The sequence below is a fragment of the Streptosporangium sp. NPDC051023 genome, from assembly GCF_040689595.1.
In the GTDB taxonomy this organism is placed as follows: domain Bacteria; phylum Actinomycetota; class Actinomycetes; order Streptosporangiales; family Streptosporangiaceae; genus Streptosporangium.
Genome location: NZ_JBFBCE010000044.1, coordinates 1 through 22,628 on the forward strand (window position 1 = coordinate 1; position 22,628 = coordinate 22,628).

The 22,628-nt window shown below is 69.7% G+C and carries 21 protein-coding genes; 11 read left to right on the forward strand and 10 right to left on the reverse strand.

The annotated features are described in order from the left end of the window. Together AB0395_RS26835 and AB0395_RS26840 are read right to left on the reverse strand one after the other, a co-directional pair. Positions 1 to 668 (reverse strand): ABC transporter permease (locus AB0395_RS26835; RefSeq protein ID WP_366285258.1); only part of this gene is annotated, 668 nt, incomplete at its 3' end. Continuing rightward, positions 665 to 1,747, reverse strand: a complete 1,083-nt coding sequence (locus AB0395_RS26840) for an ATP-binding cassette domain-containing protein (protein ID WP_366285261.1) — start codon at positions 1,745 to 1,747, stop codon at positions 665 to 667. The genes AB0395_RS26835 and AB0395_RS26840, both read right to left, overlap by 4 nt. A gap of 144 nt (positions 1,748 to 1,891) precedes the next feature. Here AB0395_RS26840 and AB0395_RS26845 point away from each other — a divergent pair, with 144 nt between their 5' ends. After that, the gene (locus AB0395_RS26845) at positions 1,892 to 2,662 is read left to right on the forward strand and encodes a TetR/AcrR family transcriptional regulator (protein WP_366285263.1); all 771 of its coding nucleotides are present in this window, start codon (positions 1,892 to 1,894) and stop codon (positions 2,660 to 2,662) included. Between the two features lie 176 nt (positions 2,663 to 2,838). Here the strand turns inward: AB0395_RS26845 and AB0395_RS26850 are convergent, their stop codons facing one another. From AB0395_RS26850 to AB0395_RS26860, 3 genes are all read right to left on the reverse strand, one after another. Beyond that, on the reverse strand, positions 2,839 to 3,684 hold the full coding sequence (locus AB0395_RS26850; protein ID WP_366285266.1) for a fumarylacetoacetate hydrolase family protein: 846 nt from the start codon (positions 3,682 to 3,684) through the stop codon (positions 2,839 to 2,841). Positions 3,685 to 3,877: 193 nt separating this feature from the next. Beyond that, entirely contained in the window at positions 3,878 to 4,807 is a 930-nt protein-coding gene (locus AB0395_RS26855) for a catechol 1,2-dioxygenase (RefSeq protein WP_366285269.1), read from the reverse strand. Beyond that, complete coding sequence (locus AB0395_RS26860) at positions 4,795 to 6,243, reverse strand: aldehyde dehydrogenase (protein ID WP_366285271.1); 1,449 nt, start codon at positions 6,241 to 6,243, stop codon at positions 4,795 to 4,797. Before AB0395_RS26860 ends, AB0395_RS26855 begins: the two co-directional genes overlap by 13 nt. Before the next feature lie 129 nt (positions 6,244 to 6,372). Here AB0395_RS26860 and AB0395_RS26865 point away from each other — a divergent pair, with 129 nt between their 5' ends. From AB0395_RS26865 to AB0395_RS26875, 3 genes are all read left to right on the forward strand, one after another. After that, entirely contained in the window at positions 6,373 to 7,062 is a 690-nt protein-coding gene (locus AB0395_RS26865) for a gamma-glutamyl-gamma-aminobutyrate hydrolase family protein (RefSeq protein WP_366285274.1), read from the forward strand. Further along, complete coding sequence (locus tag AB0395_RS26870) at positions 7,062 to 7,235, forward strand: hypothetical protein (protein WP_366285276.1); 174 nt, start codon at positions 7,062 to 7,064, stop codon at positions 7,233 to 7,235. Before AB0395_RS26865 ends, AB0395_RS26870 begins: the two co-directional genes overlap by 1 nt. Before the next feature lie 61 nt (positions 7,236 to 7,296). Next, entirely contained in the window at positions 7,297 to 8,055 is a 759-nt protein-coding gene (locus AB0395_RS26875; RefSeq protein WP_366285278.1) for a TioE family transcriptional regulator, read from the forward strand. Positions 8,056 to 8,095: 40 nt separating this feature from the next. Here AB0395_RS26875 and AB0395_RS26880 read toward each other — a convergent pair whose 3' ends face one another. Continuing rightward, on the reverse strand, positions 8,096 to 8,668 hold the full coding sequence (locus AB0395_RS26880) for a MarR family transcriptional regulator (protein ID WP_366285281.1): 573 nt from the start codon (positions 8,666 to 8,668) through the stop codon (positions 8,096 to 8,098). A gap of 362 nt (positions 8,669 to 9,030) precedes the next feature. Further along, positions 9,031 to 9,840 carry an acetoacetate decarboxylase family protein gene (locus AB0395_RS26885; RefSeq protein WP_366285283.1) on the reverse strand — a complete coding sequence of 270 codons (810 nt, stop codon included), beginning with the start codon at positions 9,838 to 9,840 and terminating at the stop codon, positions 9,031 to 9,033. Positions 9,841 to 10,022: 182 nt separating this feature from the next. On the opposite strand from AB0395_RS26885, the gene AB0395_RS26890 reads away from it, so the two are divergent. Continuing rightward, a complete protein-coding gene (locus AB0395_RS26890; RefSeq protein ID WP_366285286.1) occupies positions 10,023 to 11,387 on the forward strand; it encodes a glutamine synthetase family protein in 1,365 nt (454 codons plus the stop codon). Between the two features lie 98 nt (positions 11,388 to 11,485). On the opposite strand, the gene AB0395_RS26895 is transcribed toward AB0395_RS26890, so the two are convergent. Together AB0395_RS26895 and AB0395_RS26900 are read right to left on the reverse strand one after the other, a co-directional pair. After that, entirely contained in the window at positions 11,486 to 11,689 is a 204-nt protein-coding gene (locus AB0395_RS26895) for a ferredoxin (protein WP_366285288.1), read from the reverse strand. Positions 11,690 to 11,747: 58 nt separating this feature from the next. Next, positions 11,748 to 12,947: a cytochrome P450 gene (locus AB0395_RS26900; RefSeq protein ID WP_366285290.1), complete on the reverse strand. Its 1,200-nt coding sequence runs from the start codon at positions 12,945 to 12,947 to the stop codon at positions 11,748 to 11,750. A gap of 104 nt (positions 12,948 to 13,051) precedes the next feature. Between AB0395_RS26900 and AB0395_RS26905 the strand changes: the two genes are divergently transcribed. The 6 genes from AB0395_RS26905 to AB0395_RS26930 all read left to right on the forward strand — a co-directional run bounded on the left by AB0395_RS26905 (position 13,052) and on the right by AB0395_RS26930 (position 20,476). Then, on the forward strand, positions 13,052 to 13,675 hold the full coding sequence (locus AB0395_RS26905; RefSeq protein WP_366285293.1) for a helix-turn-helix domain-containing protein: 624 nt from the start codon (positions 13,052 to 13,054) through the stop codon (positions 13,673 to 13,675). Between the two features lie 219 nt (positions 13,676 to 13,894). Then, positions 13,895 to 15,352, forward strand: coding sequence for a hypothetical protein (locus AB0395_RS26910; RefSeq protein WP_366285295.1), 1,458 nt, complete (start codon positions 13,895 to 13,897; stop codon positions 15,350 to 15,352). Then, positions 15,349 to 16,212 (forward strand): polysaccharide deacetylase family protein, encoded by an 864-nt coding sequence (locus AB0395_RS26915; protein WP_366285298.1) that lies wholly within the window; start codon positions 15,349 to 15,351, stop codon positions 16,210 to 16,212. Before AB0395_RS26910 ends, AB0395_RS26915 begins: the two co-directional genes overlap by 4 nt. Positions 16,213 to 16,481: 269 nt before the next feature. Then, entirely contained in the window at positions 16,482 to 17,519 is a 1,038-nt protein-coding gene (locus tag AB0395_RS26920) for an ABC transporter substrate-binding protein (RefSeq protein WP_366285301.1), read from the forward strand. After that, complete coding sequence (locus AB0395_RS26925; RefSeq protein WP_366285304.1) at positions 17,519 to 19,354, forward strand: sugar ABC transporter ATP-binding protein; 1,836 nt, start codon at positions 17,519 to 17,521, stop codon at positions 19,352 to 19,354. The genes AB0395_RS26920 and AB0395_RS26925 overlap by 1 nt, the downstream gene beginning before the upstream one ends. A 6-nt stretch (positions 19,355 to 19,360) precedes the next feature. Next, a complete protein-coding gene (locus AB0395_RS26930) occupies positions 19,361 to 20,476 on the forward strand; it encodes an ABC transporter permease (protein ID WP_366285307.1) in 1,116 nt (371 codons plus the stop codon). Between the two features lie 436 nt (positions 20,477 to 20,912). Here AB0395_RS26930 and AB0395_RS26935 read toward each other — a convergent pair whose 3' ends face one another. After that, positions 20,913 to 22,148, reverse strand: a complete 1,236-nt coding sequence (locus tag AB0395_RS26935; protein ID WP_366285310.1) for an acyltransferase — start codon at positions 22,146 to 22,148, stop codon at positions 20,913 to 20,915. Between the last annotated feature and the right edge of the window lie 480 nt (positions 22,149 to 22,628).

Genomic DNA, 22,628 nt, shown 5'->3' on the forward strand with positions numbered 1-22,628 from the left:
GTGACCGACAGCGGGTTCCACTCGGCGATGGCGCCGAGCCACGCGGGCATCGTGCCGGGGTCGACGAAGACGCTGGACAGGAACCCGGCGGGCCAGACCAGGATCTGGACGGCCGTGACCGACTCCGGTCCCTTGACGGCGAGGCCCGCGAAGACCCCCACCCAGAGCAGGGCGAAGCGCAGCAGGAGCAGCAGGCCGACGGCGGCGAGGGCGGAGGCGAGCCCGGCGTGCGCGCGCCAGCCGAGCGCGAGCCCGGTGACGACCATGACGGCCAGGCCGACGACCGAGTTGAGCATGTCGGCGACGCAGCGGCCCGCCACGACGGCCAGGGGACTCATCGGCATCGAGCGGAACCGGTCGGTGACCCCTCTGGCGGCGTCGGTCGTCACCGCCATCATGGTGCCCTCAAGCCCGAAGAACATCGCCATGGCGAACATCCCCGGCATCAGGAAGTCGAAGTATCCGCCGCCGGGCACGCTGATCGCGCCCCCGAACAGCCCGCCGAACATCAGCACGATCATGACGGGGAAGACCCATCCGACGATGACCGTGCCGGGCCGCAGCGCCCAGTGCTGCAGGTCGCGTCTGGTGATCGTCCAGGTGTCCGCGAGCGCCCAGCCGAGCGCGGACAGGGGCGAGCCCGCGGGAAGAGGGGTGGTGGTCGTCAAGGGGTCGCCTCCATGCGTACGTGCCCCGGGCCGAGGGCGTCTTCCACGGCCTGCTCCGGGGGGCCGGGTTCCCGTACGGCCCGCCCCCGGCCGTCGGCGGCCGGCACGGCCGGGCCGACGGTGTCTCCGGTGTCTCCGGTGAGCCGGAGGAAGACCTCGTCGAGCGTCGGGCGGCGCAGCGTGATGTCCTCCGGTTCGACGCCCGCCTCGTTCAGCGCGGTCACCAGCTCGACCAGGGCGCGGGTGCGCTCGGCGACGGGGACGCTGACCTTACGGGCGGCCTCGTCGGTGTGCGGCTCGCCCGAGGCGATCCTGGCCGCCACGGTTCTCGCGGTGTCCAGGTCCGCGGGGCCGGAGAGCACGACGTCGATCCAGTCGCCGCCGATCGCGGCCTTGAGCTCGTCGGGGGTGCCCTCGGCGACGACCCGGCCCGCCCTGAGCATCGAGACGCGGTCGGCCAGCCGGTCGGCCTCCTCCAAATACTGGGTGGTCAGCAGCACGGTCGTGCCGGACTCCGCCAGGTCGCGGATCGCCGCCCACACCTCAAGGCGGGCCGCGGGGTCCAGCCCCGTCGTCGGCTCGTCGACCAGCAGCACCGGCGGGGCCACGATCAGGCTCGCGGCGAGGTCGAGCCTGCGGCGCATGCCGCCCGAGTAGGTCCCGACCGGTCTCGTGCCGCTCTCAGACAGCGAGAAGCGCTCCAGTAACTCGTCCGCCCTGTTCCTGGCCACCGGGGCGGGCAGATGGTTCAGCCTCCCGAACATCACGAGGTTCTGCCGCCCGGTCAGCACCTCGTCGACCGCGGCGTACTGCCCCACAAGGCCGATGTGGCGGCGGACCTGCCGTGCCTGCGTCCTGACGTCGAACCCCGCCACGCTCGCCCGCCCCGCGTCGGGTTCGAGCAGTGTGGACAGGATTCGCACCGCCGTGGTCTTTCCCGCTCCGTTCGGGCCGAGCAGCCCGCGCACCGATCCCGCCCGGACCTGGAGGTCGAACCCGTTCAGCCCCGTCCCCTCGGGAGTCTTCGGGTAGCTCTTGCGCACGTCCTCCGCGCTGATCGTGATCTCGGCTTCTCTCATTTCCACCCCTTTCACGCACGTCCTCCCTGTACGGGCGGCCCCCGTCACTCAGGGCCGTCCCGTTCCACAGGTTCCGTACGGCGTACCGTACACCGTACTGAATGACTATGATGGGGTCAACGCCGAGGGTTTGGAGATTGTTCCGTGAGCGGAAGAAAGGGTGCCGACGCCGATCCCGCGCGTAGCCTGGCCCTGCTGTGGGGGGCGCACGGCAAGCCCGGCAGGTCCGGGCTGACCATCCGGTCGATCGTCACCGCCGCCATCGAGCTGGCCGACGCGGAGGGGCTCGAGGCCGTCTCCATGCGTCAGGTGGCCGAGCGGCTGGGGGTCGGCACCATGTCCCTCTACACCCACGTGCCGGGCAAGGGGGAGCTGGTCGACCTGATGGTCGACACCGCGTTCGGGCGGCTCTACGACGACGTGGACGCGCCGTCCTCGCGGCCGGGAGGCTGGCGGGAGGCGCTGGAGTTCGTCGCCGCGCGCAACTGGGAGATCTACCGGCGGCACCCCTGGATGCTGCACGTCGTCGGAGGTCGCTCCGTCCTGGGGCCGAACGCCTCGCTCAAGTACGAGGCCGAACTGCGTCCCCTCGACGGTGTCGGGCTGTCCGACCTGGAGATGGACTCCGTCCTCGCCCTGATCCTGACCCACGTCGAGGGCGTCGCCAGGCTCCAGACGAACATGGCGCAGATTCAGCGGGACAGTGGGATGACCGACGCCGAATGGTGGACGGTCAACGCGCCGCTGCTCGACAAGGTCATGGACGGGAGCAGGTTCCCCGTCGCCTCTCGCGTCGGTCAGGCGGCGGGGGAGGCGCACCAGGCGCTCGCCGACCCGGAACAGGCCTTCGCCTTCGGCCTCGAACGCATCCTCGACGGCGTCGCGGCCCTGATCACCAGAAGATCGGAAGCCTGATCGCCGCGGTCACTGATTCGCGGGCGGTCTCGTCCACGGGGCCGCTGCGGAACGGGAGACGAAACGGGACGGTGAACTGAAAAACCGCTCCCGCCGATCCTGAGAATCGGCGGAAGCGGAAGAGCGCCGCGCACGCCTGCGCGGTGGTTCTCGGAGAGCCTCGCGGGCCGTCCGATCTAGCGCTGGGGGGCGCGGATGCCGCGGAACTCCCAGTCGCCGCCGAAGGTGGTGGAGATGACCTCTTCGGACTCCGTCGGCTGGGCGCCGCAGTCGTCGCGGATCGGGGCGGGGCCGGTGACGATGTGGTTGGTCAGGGTGCCCAGGCCCTCGACCTCGACCTCGACCACGTCGCCGGGCTGGACCGGGCGGGAGTTGGCCGGGGTGCCCGACAGCAGGACGTCGCCGGGGTAGAGGGTGATGGTGCGGGCGATGTCGGCGACGAGATAGTGCATGTCCCACTCCATCTCGTCGGTGGAGCCGTCCTGGGCGACCTGGCCGTTGACCAGGGTGCGCAGCCGCTTGCCGTGGAAGTCCCAGTCGGTGACCAGACCGGGGCCCAGCGGGCACAGGGTGTCCGACCCCTTGACGCGCAGCATGGACCCGGCGTCGGTGTCGCGGAAGTCGTGCAGGCCGTAGTCGTTGCCGATGGTGTAGCCGGCGATGTAGTCACCCGCCTCCGCGGGGGAGATGTTGCGCGCGGTACGGCCGATGACGATGGCGACCTCGCCCTCGTAGTTGAGGTACTTGCACCGCTCGGGGCGGACGATCGCGCCCTTGTGGCCGTTGAGGGCGGAGGTGGGCTTGTGGAAGTAGGTCGGCGCGTCCGGCAGCGAGGTCATGAACTCCTCGACCCGGCTGCGGTGGTTGAGGTGCACCGCGATGACCTTGGAGGGGACGGACGGGGGCAGGTGCACGGCGTCGTCGACGCCGACGACGCGGCCGTCGGCGCTGACGAGCTCGTCACCCTCACGGCGCACCTGGGTGGCGGCGCCGTCGAGCAGGATCCTGCGGTACTCGGGCATCAACGGCCCCTTCCATGTGAAATCGCGAACGAAATAGCGAGCAACAACAGATCAGACAGAAACCCAACGGCCGCGAGGCGGCCGAGCAGCACCGGACCCCGGACTCCGGCGGGGACGCCGGTGTCCGGGGTCGAGTGGAGACGACCAGCCGAGACAAGCGCAGCCGTCATCAGAAGATATCCGAACGCGCAGTTCAGGACGGGTAGGGATAGGGATAGGGGTCGTTGGAGGAATCGGTGCGGTGCGGGGCGGGGAACCCGCCCTCCGGCCGGTCGAACCACAGATGGACCTGGCCGGTACCGACCGAGTTCTCGTACTCGCCGTACTGGCGGCCGGGCACGGTGCAGTCGCCCTCGCCCAGCGCGCCGATCATCATCAGGTAGTGGCCGAAGCGGGCCTCGGGCTTGACCTTGGCGAACTGGTCCATGGTGTCCAGCACCCGGGCGTGGTCACCGGCCTTGAACCAGTCGATCCGCTCGTAGTCGGCGGCGCGGGCGGCGTCGTTGATGATGTGCTCGGGGCCGGAGGCCTCATGAGCGCGCAGGTGGCGCAGCGGCCAGAAGGTGTGCGACAGCGCGCCGGAGGCGATCAGCAGCACCTTGCGGTCGGATTCGGCGATCGCGTCGCCCAGGGCGCGGCCCAGCCGCAGGTGGTCCTCGGCGTCGCCGGTCTGGCACACCCCGATGCTGACCCAGCGTTTGCCGGGCACGCCCAGGTGGGTCCACAGGTTGATGGTGGCGTAGTAGATCGGCAGGTACGGGTCCTCGATCGCGGTGATCCAGGTGGCGTGCTCGCCCGCCTTGGCGGCGATGGCGCGGGACAGCTCCTGGTCGCCGGGGAAGTCGTACGGCATGCGGCACATGCCGCGGGGCAGTTCCTCGGAGGTGAACAGCCCGGCCCGGTGCTGCTGGGCGGCCACGACGAACTCCACCGTGGTGGCCCAGTGGGAGTCCAGCACGACCACGGTGTCGTAGTCGACGGTGTCGAAGACGTCTTTGCGTAGCTGCTGCAGGCCGGTGACCAGGGTGATCTCCTGGCCGTTGTTGAGCTCGCGGCGGGTGTGCTCGGGCAGCACGATGGTGGGGACGTGGGCCAGCAGGCCCGCTCCGGTTACTTGGCCCATGGTGCGCTCACCGTGTTCTTCAGGTCGCAGTAGAAATCGAAGCTCCAGGTGCCGCCTTCGCGGCCGACGCCGGACTCGCGGGAGCCGCCGAAGGGGGCCTGCAGGTCGCGGACGAAGAAGCAGTTGACCCAGACGGTTCCGGCCACCAGCTGGCCGCTGACCCGCTCGGCACGCTCGGCGTCACCGGTGACGAGGGTGGCGGCCAGGCCGAAGCGGGTGGAGTTGGCCAGCGTCACGGCCTCGTCCTCGCCGGTGAAGGTCTGCAGGGTCAGGACCGGCCCGAAGACCTCCTCGTTGACGATCTCGCTGTCGGGGGCCGCGTCGGTGATGAGGGTGGGGCGGTAGTACAGGCCACCCAGGTCGGTGTTGGGGCCGCCGCCGATCAGCGCGCTGGCGCCGTCGGCCAGGGCGCGCTGCACGAAGCCGTCGATGCGGTCCAGGTGGACGGGGTGGATGTTGGGGCCCAGATCGGTTTCCAGGTCGCGGGGGTCGCCCTGCTTCAGGGCGGCGGCGCGCTTGACGAAGCGGGCGGTGAACTCCTCGGCGACGGAGTCCTCGACCAGCAGGCGGGTGCCGGCCAGGCAGACCTGGCCCGCGTTGTCGTACTGCTCGACGGCCAGGGTGACGGCCAGGTCCAGGTCGGCGTCGGCGAAGACGATCAGCGGGGACTTGCCGCCCAGCTCCAGCGACAGCGGGGTGAGGTTGGCCGCGGCGGCGCCGGCGATGTGGCGGGCGGTGGGGACCGAGCCGGTGAAGCTGATGCGGCGCACGCGGGGGTCGGCGACCAGGGCGGCGCCGGCCTCGGCACCGTAGCCCTGCACGACGTTGAACACCCCGGCGGGCAGGCCGGCCTCGGCGGTGATGTCGGCCAGCAGAGAGGCGGTCAGCGGGGTCCACTCGGCGGGCTTGAGGACCACGGTGTTGCCCGCGGCCAGGGCCGGGGCGATCTTCCAGGTGGCCAGCATCAGCGGGGCGTTCCACGGGGTGATCAGCGCGCAGACGCCTGCGGGGTCCCAGCTGACGTGGTTGGTGTGGCCGCGGGTCTCGAAGTCGTCGTGGCCCAGCTTGAGGAGCCAGTCGGCGAAGAAGCGGAAGTTGTGGGCCACCCGGGGCATCACGCCGCGCAGGTGGGAGCGCAGCAGCGCGCCGTTGTCGGTGGTCTCCACGATCGCCAGGTCGTTCAGGCGGGCCTCGACGCCGTCGGCGATGGCGTGCAGCAGCCGGGCGCGCTCTTCGCGGCTGGTGGCGGCCCAGGCGGGGAAGGCGGCGGCCGCGGCGCTGACGGCGGCGTCGACTTCGGTGGCGCCGCCGCGGGCGATGCGGGCGATGATCTGGCCGTCGATGGGGGAGACATCGTCGAACGTGGTGGGTGAGGTGACCCGTTGGCCGCCGATCCAGTGATCGCCGTTGACGGGGACGCCGGCGACTGTGGTCATCCGCTTCTCCTAATCGTTTGACTCCAAACAACCTAGGGTGCACCGTGATGACCGGTCAAGACCCAGGGGAACCTCTAGGGTACCGTTTGGCTTCAAATGAACCTCCGTGGGAGTCCGAAGGAGTCCGGGATGTCTCGACGCCCGCTGATCGCGATCCCGTCGCGTTTCGCCGCCAGCACATCCGCGTTGCGTTACGCGGCCGTGGTCACCGCCCGGGCGCTGGCCGACGCGGTGTACCGGGCGGGAGGGGAACCGCTGCTGATGCATCCGGTCGACGCCGGGCAGGCCGCCGAGCGGCTGGCGGTGGCCGGTGGGCTGCTGCTGCCCGGCGGCGGGGACCTGTCGCCGGAGGCCTACGGTGAGGCGGTGGCGCACGAGGCGGTCTACGACGTCGACGCGGAGCAGGACGCCTTCGACCTGGCCGCGGCCCGGTACGCGCTGACGGCCGGAGTGCCGACGCTGGCGATCTGCCGGGGGCTGCAGGTGGTCAACGTGCTGCGCGGCGGCCGGTTGCGCCAGCACATGGAGGTCGATCACCGGCACGTGGTGCATCCGGTGGAGGTACGGCCTGGCTCGTTGCTGGCCGGGATCGCCCAGACCGACAAGATCACGGCGTCGTGCTACCACCACCAGTGCGTGTCGGAGCTGGGCGACGGGCTGGTCGCGGCGGCGCATGCCGCGGACGGGACCGTCGAGGCCGCCGAGCTGACCGGGGCGCCGGGCTGGTTCGTCGGGGTGCAGTGGCATCCGGAGGACACCGCCGCGACCGACCCGGTCAACCAGCGCCTCTTCGACGCCCTGGTCGACGCCTCTCGGTGATGATCGCCGACGAGGCACAACTCCTTGACGTCGGCGGGGACGCTCCCACGGCACTCCCGCCGGCGAAGGATCAGGCGGCATCGTGGACCGACGGCTCGGTGACCACGACGGCTTCTGCCCGTTTCGACGGCGTCGGCAATTCCTTCAACCGTATCGTTGAACCTTCCCTGTAAACTTTGACGCGTTTTCAGGGCGACCGCCGGGTCATAACCTTCAATAATTGGAGGAAGTCCCATGTCCGGTGACCGGCTTCGGCCGATCGACTTGGCGCGTGAGCACGGCCTGTCGACACAGGCGATACGAAACTACGAGGAAGCCGGCATCCTCCCGCCTGCGGACCGCACCCCTCACGGCTACCGGACCTATACCCGTCTCCACGCGCGGGCTCTGCGCGCGTTCATCGCCCTGATCCCGGCTCACGGCCACCAGACGGCGACGTCGATCATGCAGGCGGTGAACCAGAACCTGGTCGAGGACGCCCTGAAGCTGATCGACGAGAGCCATGCCCAGCTCCTCGACGACCGCCGGACCCTCTCGGCCGTTGAGAAGGCACTCCGCGACCTGGTGGCGTCAGGATCGCCAGGCCCTCCCGAGCCCGGCGTCACGTTCGTCGGGCCGCTGGCCGGAAAACTCGGGATCCGACCGGCGACCCTCCGCAAATGGGAGCGGGCCGGGCTGATCCGTCCGCGACGGGATCCCCGAACCGGTTATCGCGTCTACACCCCGGCTGACGTACGGGACGCCCAACTGGCTCACCAGCTCAGACGCGGTGGATACCTGTTGGAGCAGATCTCCCCGCTGCTCGAGCAGATACGGGCGGCCGGAGGACTGGCGCCTCTGGAAGCCACGTTGCGCGACTGGCGCAGCAGGCTGTCCGCCCGCGGCCGCTCAATGTTGGCCGGCGCGGCCGAGCTCGACGCCTATCTGATCCTGCGTGGCGCTCCTTACCCGGAGGACACGCCGGACCAGGCGCCACCGGCGCGCGGGGGCTGATGATCACCGTTGGCCGGCGCGGGCCGATAGGCGAAGGGGGCTATTCGGCGCGGCGGCGGCCACCGCGGCGTGGGGGAACCGGGGTCTGCTTGCGCAGGGTCTTGCGGCGTTCCTCGCCGTGTTCTTCCAGGTGGGTGACGATCCGGCGGAGGGTCTGGGCCAGATGGAGGGCCTCGTCGGCCTCCAGGGCGCCGACCACGAACGCCTCCTCGTCGTTGAAGGCGGGAAACAGCCGTTCCATCAGCGCCTGGCCCTCGGGGGTCAGGCGCAGCAGGGCGAGGCGGCCGTCGTCGGGGTGCTGGCTGCGCCGGGCCAGGCCACGTGATTCCAGGGTTTTGATGATGCCGGTCAGGGTGCCCTTGGAGATGCCCGCCTCGGCGGCCGCGTGCCGGGTCTCGATCTCCTCCCAGATCCACACCACCCACAGCACGACGAACGCGCTCCAGGTCAGATCGGCGACGCGGAGGGCGGAGTTCTCCAGATGCTGGCGTACGGCGGTGGCCGCGCGGTGCAGGTTGGAGACGGCAGCCAGTGCCTCGCGTCGGATCGGGATGGTCCCGAGGCGGCGGTTGACCGCTTCCTCGGTCTCCGTCAATGAATAGTGCGCGGGCACACGGACTCCTTCGATGTCGAGCGGTAGAAGACTCTCGCGGGAGAGCCGGCCTGGGCGAGCAGGTCCTTACGCCATCTTCGTGCGTATGGGTGTGATTCTCCCCACACGGAGTGCACGATTCGCGGTGGCGTCTCGCTCCCCCTGGCCTGCTCGGGGGCGCCGGGCGGCGAGGGGAGCGCTCTCCTTCTCCCATCCCAGCGGAAGATCGCCGTGCTCGTCAACGGGCCGTTCCCCGCCGATGGCCGGGCCGTCGCACGTGGGCGGGGCCGGTGCCGGACACGGAAGGGCCCGTACGGCGGTCGCGACCGCCGTACGGGCCCTGCACACCTGACGCCTGCCCGCTGCCGGGTCTTCCCCGGAGGTCAGGAGGCGCCGGAGCCGCCGGACTGCAGCAGGGTGCCGCCGTTCCAGACGACCCCGACCTGCTGGTAGTAGCCGCCGATGATCTCATCGACGCGCAGGGCGGCGAGTTCCTCGGTCGGGGCGTCGAACAGCTCAAGCTCGGCGTCGCCCTTCCAGGCCTGGCCGCCCTCGAAGGACTGCCCGGCGCTGGAGACCAGCTCGTCCAGGGCCAGGCCGCCGCCCAGCTCGATGGAGGGCAGCCACCGGTTGTGGGCCATCGGGTGGCCGTTGACGAAGCCGTTGGTCTGGCTGGGCTCGCGCAGCTGGACCACGGTCTGGGCCAGGCGCCGGTCGGCGGCGGCCAGGGTCGCGCCGAACGTGCCGCCCTCGCCGATCCGGGGCGCGGCCTGGCCGTACGGGTAGGGGCGGGTCTGGTGGATCGAGCCGAGCTTCTTGGGGTAGCCCTGGTGGATGCCGCGGACGATCGCGAAGTCCTTGTCGACCCAGATGTAGACGCAGCGGGAGAAGGTCTTGCCCTGGTAGGCGCAGCGCACCACCACGAAGCACTCCTTGTACTGCGAGCGCACCGGGTCCAGGAGCTCCTCCTTGCTGCCGGAGCAGGACTGCCAGTCCGCCCAGATGATCGCGACCGCGCCGGGGTCCTCCTCGGCCAGGGTCAGCGGCTCGGGCAGCAGCTCGGCGACCCGGGCCGGGTCGGTGCGATACTCGACGGTGAGCAGGTCACCGGAGTAGTACCACGGCGGGGCGGGGACCAGTGAGGAGCGACCGGTCGCCGTTTTGGGAGTGAAGAAGCCGCGCACCGTGGCCACGATGCCTCCTTGTCTAGGAACGTCTCGGGTCATTCAGACTGTTTGGGGCCATACGATATGCCTTGAAGTGCGAGATGTCACGATGGAGGCGATGGCCTTCTGCTGGGGAACCTTGTTCCCCGAGCGTTCGAGGCGTATGTTTTGCACCCAAACGAAGTGTCAGGACGAACCAAGGAGGCCCAGTGAGCGCGGAGTCCGTGGAACGGACCGTCGAGCGCCTGAGCGAACAGGGCATCGACATCGTCCGGGTCGGCTATCCCGACCTGATCGGCACCGAGCGTGGCAAGGACGTCCTGCTCGAACGCCTGCCCGACATCCTCCACGGCGGCGTCGCGTTCTGCCAGGCGGTCTACTACACCTCCCCCCAGGGCGACACCGTGCCCGTGCCCGGTGGCCTGGACCGCGGCCTGCCCGACGTCTCCATCCGCCCTGACCTGTCCACCCTGACCGAGCTCCCCTGGGAACCCGGCGTCGCCCACGTCCTCGGCGACGCCTACGACCCCGAGACCGGCCACCCCTTCCTCGAATCCCCCCGCGGGGTCCTGCGCGCCGCCGCCACCCGCCTGGCCGACCTCGGCCTGACCGCGATCGCCGGCCCCGAACTCGAGTACTACCTCCTCGAACCCGACCCCGCCGCCCCCACCGGCTGGAAACGCTACGACGACGCCCTGGGCAACGTCTACGTCACCGGACGCAAGGGCGACCGTGGCTCACACGTCCTGCGCACCCTGCGCACCCTGCGCAAGCTCGACATCGGCGTCACCATGGGCAACCACGAGTTCTCCGGCGGCCAGTTCGAGATCAACCTGCACCACTCCGACGCCCTCAACGCCGCTGACCGCGCCTTCCGCTTCAAGAACGCCATCAAGGAACTCGCCCGGCACGACGGCCTGATGGCCACCTTCATGGCCAAGCCCTTCGACGACGAGGGCGGCTCGGGCTTCCACGTCCACCTGTCCTGCGTCGACGCCACCGGCCGCAACATCTTCGCCGCCACCCCCGGTGCCGATGAGGAGGGGGCCGCCTACGGGCTGTCGGCCACCGCGATGCACGCCATCGGCGGCGTCCTGGCCCACGCCCCGGCCCTGGCCGCGCTGCTCAACCCCACGATCAACTCCTACAAGCGCTTCGGTCCCGACACCCTGGCCCCCTGGCTCAACGACTGGGGACTGGACAACCGCAGCGCCATGCTGCGCATCCCGCCGGAGCGCGGTCCGGGCAGCCGCCTTGAGGTCCGCCTCGGCGACGCCTCGGCCAACCCCTACCTGGGCATCGCGGGCCTGCTGGCCGCGGTCTACCTCGGCATCCGCGACCGGATCCGGCCCCCGGCCCCGCTGGAGGGCTACGGCTACGACGCGGCCAAGGCGCCGGTCCTGCCGATGACACTGCCGGCCGCGCTGGATGCCTTCGAGGCCGACGCCGAACTGATCGAGGTCCTGGGCAAGGAGTTCGCCGCGGCGTATCTGGCCTACAAGCGCGACGAGGTCCAGCGCTTCTCCCGGACCGTCACCGACTGGGAGTTCCGCGAGTACGCCTACCACCTGTAGGACCTTTCCCGGTCGGCCTCGGGGCAGTCTGAGGCCGACCATGGCACCCCCGGCCGTGAGCCCGTGAAGGGGCGCGGCCGAGGGGTGGGCGGGTCAGGTCAGTCGTCGCCGAGAAGCACCGAGATGGCCCCCGACGGGCAGAGCCGTTCGGCTCGCTGTACGGCGGCCTGCCGCGCGGGTGGAGGCTCCGCGTCGAGGAGGACGACGGTTCCGTCCTCCTCGTCCTGGTCGAACACCTCCGGCACCGTGAGCGCGCACATACCCGCGCCGATGCACCGATGCCTGTCGGTCTGGACTTTCATCTGATCCTCCAGTCTGTATGGCGCAAAGCTTCGGCTGTGGACGATATCGACGCGCCTCCTACCATCTGACCGGGAGTGAGTGCACGCCGTAGATGGACATCGTGTCACGCATCGGCACCTCCTCCGCCGGCACGGCAAGGCGCAACTCGGGAAAACGATCGAACAGCATGGGGAAGGCGATTCGCATCTCCACCCGTGCGAGCTGCTGCCCGAGGCACTGGTGCACTCCGTGGCCGAAGCTGAGGTGGCCCCCGGCGGGCCGGGTGACGTCGAGGCGCTCGGGGTCGTCGAAGCGCGCGGGATCACGGTTGACGGCCGGAACGGAGATGGTCACGGCGTCGCCCGCCCTGATCAGCTCTCCTTCCAGCTCGACGTCCTCGAGGGCGGCACGCAGCGGGCCGAGGCGGATGATGCTGAGATAGCGCATCAGCTCCTCGACCGTGTTGTCGATCAGTGAGGGGTCGGCGCGCAGCGCGGCGAGCTGCTCCGGGTGTCGCAGCAGGGCGAAGGTGCCGAGGCCGAGCATGTTCGCGGTGGTCTCGTGTCCGGCGGCGAGCAGGATGAAGCCGATGTTGCCCAGCTCCTCGTCGGTCAGCTCGCCGCCCGAGACGAGCCCGCTGAGCAGGTCGTCGGTCGGCTCGGCCCGTTTGCGGGCGATGAGACCGATGAGGAACTCGGTGACCCCGGCGAACGTGGTCCGTATCTCCTCAAGGGTGGACTCGCGGTTGATGAGCACCGCCGTGGCCCGCTGGAACTCGGCGCGATCCGCGTAGGGGACGCCGAGCAGCTCGCAGATCACCAGCGAGGGGATCGGCAGCGCGAACTCCCGCACCAGGTCCTGCGTCGGCCCGGCCTTCTCCATCGCGTCCAGCCGTTCCGCGGTGATCTCCTCGATCCTGGGTTCCAGCTGCTTCATCCGGCGCACCGTGAACTGGGCGGTGAGCAGTTTCCGGTAGCGGGTGTGGTTCGGCGGGTCCATCCGGATGAACAGGCCGGGCTCGGCCGGACGCCGGCTCTCCTGCGCCAGCGGGTGGTCGACCGGGATCCGCAGCAGCTCGCGCCGGGAGCTGAAGCGCGGGTCGGCCAGCACCGCCCGCGCTGCCGCGTAGCCGGTCACCAGCCATCCGACGTGGCCGTCCGGGTAGGTCATGGGTGTGACGGGCCGCTCGTTCCGCAGCGAACGCAGCTGCTCGGGCGGGTTGAACTGATCGGGACGGCCGGTAGGGAAGACGATCGGCTCGGTCCGGAACTCTGACATCCCATGCTCCTTGGCATTGATGTGCTCCGTCATCCCCATAAAAATACATGTGATGTAAATTTGCAATAAGTGCATAAGATAATCACATGCACTAAGCTTCCTCCATGGGTGAGGTTCCCGGGCTGCGTGAACGCAAGAAGCTCCGTACCAGGCATGCTCTGATCGCGGAGGCGCTACGCCTCTTCCTGGAAAAGGGATACGAGCAGACGACCGTCTCCGAGATCGCCATGGCGGCCGACGTCTCGACACGGACGTTCTTCAGCTACTTCGCCAGCAAGGAGGAGGTGCTCCTGTACAACGCTCGGGAGAACCTCGACCGCACGTTGCGGGCGGTGGCCGAGCGCCGGAGCGACGAGAGCCCCGCCGACCTGCTGGCCCGCGCGGTCGGCCTGGTCTTCACGACCTTCGCCGAGGACGCGGAGGTGGCGCGGGAGCTCGCGTCGATCAACCAGCTGGTCATGAGCGTCCCCTCGCTCAGAGCCCAGGCGCTGCTGTTGCTGTTCGACACCCAGCGGCAGCTGGCCGACGCCCTGCACCGGGTCTGCCCCGATGAGCTGGACCTCATCGAGGCATCCGCCGCCGTCGGCGCGGTGATCGGCGCCGCCAAGCTCGCGGGCTTCGTCAGCCTCAAGCGTGGAGACTCCTCGGAGGAGATGGTCGAGGCCTGCAGGCGAGCCGCCGACATCGCGCTGGCCGGGGTGCGTGCCGTGACCATCCCCGAACCCTGACGTCTCACGGTCTTCGCCGCGAAGGGGACGGGGGTGCCCGCCTCGGACCCGCCGCCTCGCCGCCCGCCGTACGGCCTTTGCGGGGCGCCTCGGATTCGCGGGGCGTCTCGGAAAGGCAAGGGGGTCGGCTAACCGTGGTTTGGGCGTCTGCTGACCTGCCTGTTCCTACCGTTCTCGTAGCCGGCCACGACAAGCGCCGGAGGCGACCGGGGGCGGGCCATGCGGTGGCTGGAAGACGAACGACGGCGGCTCGCCGCGAGCGTGGTCCTGATCACCTCGGCGGCGTGCGTTCTGTCCGGCTGCGCGGGCATCCCCTCCGCGTCGCACGACCCGGCCGTCAACGCGGGCCCCGCCACCTCCTCCCCTTCCCCGGCGGAGGCGCAGGCAGGCTCGCGGCACGGCGCCCGCAAGGCTCACGGGACCGCCCCGGTCGATGTCTACGCCCACGACCGGCCCAGCATGCTCAGCCCGGTCGTGGAGAGGTTCCCCTCGCGGGTCTACGTGCCCAACAGCGAGAGCGACACCGTCAGCGTGATCGACCCGCGCACCTATCGAGTGATCCGCGAGTTCCCCGTTCACGGCAGGCCGCAGCACGTCGTCCCGTCGTGGGACCTGAAGACTCTGTGGGTCAACAACAACGACGGCAACACGCTCATCCCGATCAACCCGATGACCGGCAAACCCGGCAAGGCCGTTCCCGTCGACGACCCCTACAACCTGTACTTCACCCCGAACGGCCGTACCGCCCTGGTGATGGCTGAGCGGAACAACCGCCTCGATTTCCGTGACCCGCACACCATGCGGTTGCGGCACTCGCTCGACATGCCCTGCAGGGGGATCAACCACGGCGACTTCACCGTCGACGAGACCGTCTTCCTGGCCAGCTGTGAGTTCTCCGGCCAGCTCGTGGTCGTGGACGTGGCCGCGCGGAAGGTCCGTACCGTCATCGACCTGCTCAGCAGAGACGTGCCGCACACCGATGTGCGTAACCTCAAGGCGAGGCGGGACCCCCTTTCCCACGACTCCCAGGGCTCCGGCGACTCCCACGGCGCTCCCTCGCACGAGGCCCCTTCCCGGCGCGGGACGACACACGGGATGGCGCCCGGCACGGCACACGGGATGGCAGCCGGCATGACAGTCGGCACGGCGCATGGTGTGGCGCATGGTGTGGCGCACAGCATGGCACACGATATGACACACGGTGCCGTGGGGCACAGCAGCATGCCCCAGGACGTCAAGCTCTCTCCGGACGGCACCACCTTCTACGTCGCCGACATGGCCATGGGCGGGGTGTGGCTCGTCGACGCGAAGAAGTTCCGCGTCAGGCGCTTCGTCAGGACCGGCGCGGGCGCTCACGGGCTCTACGTCAGCCGTGACTCGCGGCTGCTGTACGTGTCCAACCGCGGTGAGGGATCCGTCTCCGTCATCTCCTTCGCCAGCCGCAGGCCCGTCGCGACCTGGCGCATCCCCGGTGGCGGCTCGCCGGACATGGGCGGCGTGTCCGCGGACGGGCGCCGTCTGTGGCTGTCCGGACGCTACAACGGGGTCGTCTACGTGTTCGACACCGGCAGCGGCCGTCTCATCCGCAAGATCCCCGTCGGTGCCGGTCCGCACGGGCTCGCCATCTATCCCCAGCCCGGACGCTACTCGCTCGGCCACACGGGGATCTTCCGATGAGGGACGACGACACCGGTGCCCCGGCGGCCGTCGGGCGGCGCCTCGTCCTCCGTCTCGGAGCCGCCGTCACCCTGGGGACCACGATCGCCTGCTCGCCACGGCAGGAGGAGGCAGGGCAGGCGGGATCGGGGAGAACGGCGGCGGGGGGCAGCGAGGAAGGCGCGGGGGGAACGGGCGCCGGGACACCCGCGCAGGCCGCTCGGCCCGCGCGGCCCGCTCGCGCGCGAGGCACCGCCCCGACGGCGTCGCGGCGGAACGTGCCTCCCGAGGTACGGAACGGCCCGCGGGACCGGCCGCTGGTCGCGCTGACGTTCCACGGCGCCGGTCCGGTACGGCTGGCGGAAGAGATCCTGGCGCAGGCGGAGCGGCACGGCGCGCGCCTGACGGTCCTGGCGGTCGGCGACTGGCTTGACCGGTATCCCGGGATCGCCCGCCGCGTCCTGTCCGGCGGCCATGACCTTGGCAACCACACCCAGCACCACCTGGACATCTCCGCCATGGACGAGAAGGCGGCGTACGCGGAGATCGCCCAGTGCGCCGCCAGGCTGCGCGAGCTCACCGGATCGATCGGCTCCTGGTTCAGGCCCTCCGCGGCCCGGCACGCGACGCCGCTGGTTCGCGGGCTCGCGGCCCGCGTGGGCTACCGGGCCTGCCTGTCCTACGACGTCGACTCCCAGGACCACACCGACCCGGGCTCCGCCACGGTCGTGGCCAACGTCCTGGACACCGTACGGCCAGGCTCGATCGTCAGCCTGCACCTCGGCCACACCGGCACGGCCGAGGCACTGCCGAAGATCCTCGACGGCCTGCGCACGCGCAGGCTGCGAGCCGTCACGGCCACCGAACTGCTCGCAGGCTGACCGGCCTCACCGCGGACCCGCCGGGTGGTCGCGGAGACGGCGAAAACGGAGGCGGGTGCTGTGAGTAATGACTTCTTTTCTCTTTGCTAGTTTCCGCCACTACCTTTCCGAGGTTTTGCTGGAGACAACCGACTGTCATGAGTCTTTTTGAATACAGAGTTCTTCATGTGCCGACTGACCGCCGGAGGCACTTGACCGCCGACAACTTTGTCGCGGTGATCGCCTGAAAGGTCTGTCGAGAGCCTCTGAAAGATCTCCGGGAGATCGCCATGGCCCGCTCACGTATCGTTTTCTCCCTCTCGCTCGTCGCGGCCATCGCACTGGTGGCACTGGTACTCGGAGTCGTGGGAGGCAGGGCGACCAGTACGGCCTCCCACGCGGCGGGCGGGGGCGCGGGCGGCGCGGCGAGCGGCAAGAAGATCGATGTGATCATCAAAGCGAGCGACTCCTCGTTCTGGCAGACGATGATCGCCGGGGCGAAACAGTCGGGCGGTGACTTCGGGCTCAAGGTGAGTACCTTCGGTCCCACCTCGGAGACGAACATCGACCAGCAGGTGCAGCTGGTCGAGAACTCCATCTCCCGGGGCGTCGACGGCCTGGTCATCGCACCCAACTCCTCCAGCGCGTTGAACTCGGCGATCGACCGCGCCCGCAAGGCGGGCGTCAAGGTCATCACCGTTGACAGCCGCGTCACCACTCCCTCTGAGGGGTTCATCGGCACCGACAACGTCAAGGCCGGGACCCAGGCGGGCAAGCGGATGTGCGAGCTGCTCAAGGCGCAGAACAAGACGAGCGGCAGCGTCATGATCGAGTCCTCGGTGGCCGGGATCCAGTCGCTGGTCGACCGGGACTCCGGGTTCAAGCTGGGGCTGGCGGCCAACTGCCCCCAGGTCAAGGTCTCGCTGCAGCGCTACAACAACAACGACATCAACACCGCGGCGTCGCAGGTCAACGACGCGCTGACCGCCAACCGCGACCTGGCCGGGGTGTTCGCGGACAACAACACCTCGGGAGTCGGCGCGGCCAGGGCCATTCAGGACAACAACGCGACCAACACCGTCCCGGTCGTGGCGTTCGACTCCGACCCGCAGGAGAACGCGGCACTCGCCGCCGGGACCATCGACGCGCTGGTGGTGCAGAACCCCTACTTCTTCGGTTACCAGGGTGTCGTGGCGGCGGGGATGGCCTCGGTCGGCCGTATTCCGCCGCGTGACATCGACCCCGGTGCGGTGGTCGCCGACAAGCAGAACATGAACCAGCCGGAGGTGAAGCAGCTCCTCAACCCGCCGACCATGAAGGCGGAGTGATGAGCGCGCCACAGGAGAGGGGAACAACGGGCGGGCCCGGCGGAGGCGGAGCGGCGACCAGGCCCGTCGTCGAGCTCCGCGACGTCTCCAAGGCGTTCGGTCCCGTCCAGGCGCTCAGCGATGTCTCGCTCACCCTTGTCCCCGGCCAGGTGAACTGCCTGGCGGGAGAGAACGGGGCGGGGAAGTCGACGCTGATCCGGGTGCTGACGGGCGCGCTACGCCGCGACAGCGGCACCTACGAGATCGACGGACAGCCGGTCTCCGCGCCGACTCCGGCCTCGGTGCGCGCCGCGGGCGTGCAGGCCGTCTACCAGGAGCTGAGCCTCCTGCCGCACCTGTCGGTCGGGGAGAACCTGTTCATGGGCCGCCTTCCCGCGCGCACCGGGGTCATCGCCAGAAGCAGGCTGCACGCCCGTGCCAGGAAGGCCCTCGACGAGGTCGGCCTGACCGACCTCAGCCCGGACGCCGTCGTGGAGCGCCTTCCCGCGGCGACCCGCCAGCTCGTGGAGATCGCCAAGGTGCTGACCGCGGACTCCGTCAAGGTGATCGTGTTCGACGAGCCGACGACGGCGCTCACCGAGGCGGAGTCGCAGCGGCTCCTCGAACACATCCTGCGGCTGCGAGAGCGCGGCATAGCGATGCTCTACGTCACCCACAGGCTTGAGGAGATGTTCGCGATCGGCGACTGGGTGACCGTGCTGCGCGACGGAGCACTGTCGGAGGCGGGGCCGATCGACCGCTACGACGAGGACCGTCTGATCACCGCGATGGTCGGGCGCGAGATCAGCTCGCTCTACCCGGAGTCTGACAGGAACGCGGGAGCGCCCGCGCTGCGCGTGCGCGGCCTGCGCCGGTTCGAGGGATCGCCGACCATCGACCTCCACGTCGGAGCGGGGGAGATCCTCGGGATCGGCGGGCTGCTCGGCTCGGGCCGCAGCGGGTTGCTGCTGTCCATCTTCGGCGCCGCCCCCATCGTCGCGGGCGAGCTGGAGGTCGAGGGCAAGGCCGTCAAACCGTCGGGGCCGCGCACGATGATGAACGCCGGGGTCGGGCTGCTCACCGAGGACCGCAAGGTCCTGGGCCTGCTGCCCGAGCTGTCGATCAGGGAGAACGTCACCATCGCCAGCCTGCGCAGCGGCTCGCGCAAGGGCCTGCTGCCTGGCCGTGAGCAGGTCGAGGAGGCGGACCGGCTGCTCGACAGCCTGCGGTTGCGGGCCGGTTCCTACGAGCAGCCCGTCTCGACGCTGTCCGGCGGCAACCAGCAGAAGGTCCTGCTCGCCCGCTGGCTGCTCACCAAGCCCAAGGTGCTCATGTTCGACGAGCCGACCAAGGGAATCGACGTCGGTGCGAAGGGCGAGCTCTACTCGGTCATCGGAAACCTGGCCGCGCAGGGGCTGGGCATCGTCGTGGTCTCCTCTTATCTCCCCGAGCTGCTGGGACTCGCCGACCGCATCCTGGTGCTGCGTGACGGGGAGATCGCGGGCGAGCTGCCGGGAACGGCCACAGAGGAGGACGTCCTGCGCCTGGCGAGCGGCGGCAGGGGCGCGGAGACGCCGGTGCTCAGCGACGAGATCCCCGCTCCTCGAAAGGGAACCTCCCCGGCACCGCCGGGCGCGGCATCGTCACCCGGCACGACGCCACCGACCGGTACGGCATCGCAACTCGGTGCCACACCGCCACCGTCGTCCCCCGGTACGGCGCCGCCCGCCTCCCCGCCCTGGCCCCCGCCGCCGACCATGCTGACCCCCGGGTCCCCACCGACCCCCTTGACTCCGGTGACGCCGACCGCTCAGCCGCCCGCGCGGCCACCGGCCTCGGACGACCAGGAGAGGTGAGCTGAGATGCCCAAGCTGATCTGGCGTGAGCCGATCACCGCCACGACGATCGTCAACCGGCCACCCGCTCCCGGGGGACCGCCGGACCTGGAGACCCTGCCGAAGGCCGAGCCGGACCTCCAACCCGATGCCGCCGCCGTCGAGGCGGCCGAAGCGGCTCCGCGACGACGGGTCATCACGCTGGGAGACATCGCGGGGCGCGAGAGCGGCGGCCTCGTCGTGCTGCTCGTGGCCGTCGGTGCTCTCACACTCGCCAGCGACGAGTTCCTCACCGGCAACAACCTGGCCAATCTCGCCCGGCAGGTCGCGATCTTCGGAATCATCGCGGTCGGTCAGCTCGTGGTCATCCTGACCGCGGGCATCGACCTGTCGGTCGGCTCCGTCCTCGGCCTGGCGGGCGCGTCCACCGCGCAGTTCCTGGTCGCGGGCGTACCGATCGTGCCCGCCTTCCTGCTCGGGGTCGCGATCGGCGCGGGCCTCGGGATCGTCAACGGCCTGCTGGTGACCCGGGCCAAGCTGCCGCCGTTCATCGCGACCCTGGGCATGCTCGGCATCGCCAGGGGAATCGTCCTGGTCACCACCGACGCCCAGACCATCCAGGGCCTGCCGCCCGCGTTCCAGGCCATCGCCAACGGCACGATCCTCGGCGTTCCCAACCTGCTCATCGTGGCCATCGTGGTCACGGCGGTGATGTGGTTCGTGCTCAGCCGTACGGTCTTCGGCCGCTACATCTACGCCGTCGGCTCCAATCCCGAGTCGGCCCGTCTCGCCGGTGTGCCGGTGCGCCTCGTGACGACGTCCGTCTACGCGATCTCCGGCCTGCTCGCCGGTCTGGGCGGGGTGCTGCTGGCATCCCGTCTCGGGGCGGGCATCCCCACCGCGGGCACGGGCTTCGAGCTCAACGCGATCGCCGCCTGTGTCATCGGCGGCGCCAGTTTGTTCGGGGCCAAGGGCAGCGCGCTCGGCGCCGCCACCGGCGCTCTGATCATGGGCGTTCTCAACAACGGCGGAAACCTGCTCGCCATCAACGCCTTCTACCTTCAGATCGCCATCGGCGTGCTCATCCTCGTCGCGGTCGGGTTCGACCAGCTGAACACCAGACGATCGGCGGCCGGCGGCTGACCGCCCGGCGCGGGCCGGGCCGGACGAACGTCCGCGTGAGGATTACCCGGCTGTTCCGGGGTAAGGGGCGGGCGAGGGGGGACGCGGGTGGGCGGAGTGACGGCTCCGCCCACCCGCGTCGTCTTCACCGCTGTCTCCGCCACTCTCCACTGAATGTGACGCCCGCGACGAAGTGCAGGGCCCTTCCGTTGAAGCGGACGATCTGGAAAATCTGTTCGGCGAGCCGGAGTGCTTCCGCGGTCATCGCCAGGGGAAGCTCCATTCGTGAATTGGTCGAGGTGAATCATGTCCGGCGCTCAATGCATAAATGAGCTGGAGGGCATGAACGCCGCCATTCGACGATGGAATAATTCCCGGTCGGTCCGGTGAAAAACGGCGCGTCGTCTTTTCGCATGGCCAAGCCTTGGTTGGGGCTGAGGAATGTTGATTCGCGCCTCTACGCCGTTTTCGGACGGCTCCTGGCCGACAGCCGCCGCTCGGCGGGCCGCTCCACGAAGCGGTAGAGCGCCCACGAGAGCAGTACGGCCAGCACCAGGGCCGTGAGCATCACGAGGACCGCGCGCACGGGGGACGTCGATGAGTGCGCCAGCAGCCGGTTGACGAGACTGATCGTCGGCTGGTGCACCAGATAGAACGCGAACGAGATCTCCCCGAGCCAGATCAGGGCGGGAGCGCGAAGCAACGACCGGGTCCCGCGCACGTCGGCGACGGCGGCCGCGGCGATCAGCACGGCGAACGGCCCGGCCAGCCAGGCGACCCAGCTGACGCGCTCCCAGACCAGCGGAACCGTGGCGTACGCCACCAGGACAAGGCCGATGGACGGCAGCAGGCCGGGCCCGCGCCAGCGGCCGTCCCTGACCAACAGCGCCACGGTCATGCCGAGCGCGAACTCCAGCGCCCTGGTCACCGGGAAGATCCACACGAACCAGTAGCCGATCGTTTCCGGCATCGACAGGCTGATGAGCGGAACCCCCCAGATCGCCACCAGCGATCCGGCGGCGGTCAGCGGCAGCAGGTTCCGCGGAACACGCTTGATCAGCGGGAGGAGCAGGGGAAACGCCGCGTAGAAGGCCATCTCGCAGGAGAGCGACCACGAGGGGGTGTTGCCGCCGAAGTAGTAGCTCTCATCCGGTATCCACGCCTGGAGGAGGAACAGCCCGCTGACGGCGGGGCCGGGCGCGGCGGCGCGTCCGACCGCGGCGAGCATGGCGAGCACGACGAGCCAGGTGACCATGTGGGCGGGAACGATCCTGGCGACCCGCCGCCGCCAGAACGCCCTCGTCCTGTCTCCGGGCCTGGCCGACCAGGTGAGGACCATCCCGGACAGGATGAAGAAGAACGGCACCCCCGACGAACCCGCCGCGAAGAGTGTTCTGAGCAGCGTCCGCAATCCCGGGTCGGTTGCCACGTCACCCGCGAACAGGTGAAAACCGAAAACACCAAAAGCGGCAAACCATCTCAGGCCGGTTAGCGAAGGGAGGCGTGGCGTGGGTGGCGCGTCTTCCGTGGGCGGGGGGGAATTCGGTGAGGTTCGCAGATTCTCGAACTCTTTCATGTGAACCTCGTCGTGGTCGCCGGCCAGATGGACGTCCCCAAGCACCCCGGAACCGGGGCGATCCAGACGATAGCGAATTGCTGTTACTTCTACGATCCCTTCTTTCTCTCCGGTCATTGCCGCGGTGCCGCCGAGAGGGGGGCGGAGGGTTATGTCGGGCCGGTATCTCTGTTTGACGCTTTTACCTCGATTTCATGAAGCGATCTGAATCCCAATAAAGGACGTCCGAAAACTCGTGGCCGAGATGCTTCGGGACGGTGTGGAGGCGACGTGCGGGGTGTGGTGTCGACGACGCCCTCGGTGGTTGGCGCAGGTCGTGATGTGACGGCCCTTACCGCGAGGCCAGTGGTTCCAGACCTCGGAACTGTGCGCGACGCTCGGGTTTCGCCTGTCAGGCCAGGACGCCCCGGGCTGCCGCCCGCGCGTTCTCCTTGCTCTCGCGCCCCCGCGGCTCGCCCGGTTTCGCCGCCTGGGGTACGGTGACGCCTTCGGTGAGATCACTGGCAGTGAGATGAACTCTTCGTTGCGGGAGTCTTTCCCTCTGTGCGAGACCCGACCGGCGTGGAAAGCTTGGACGCGGCCGTACGCCAGTGGTCT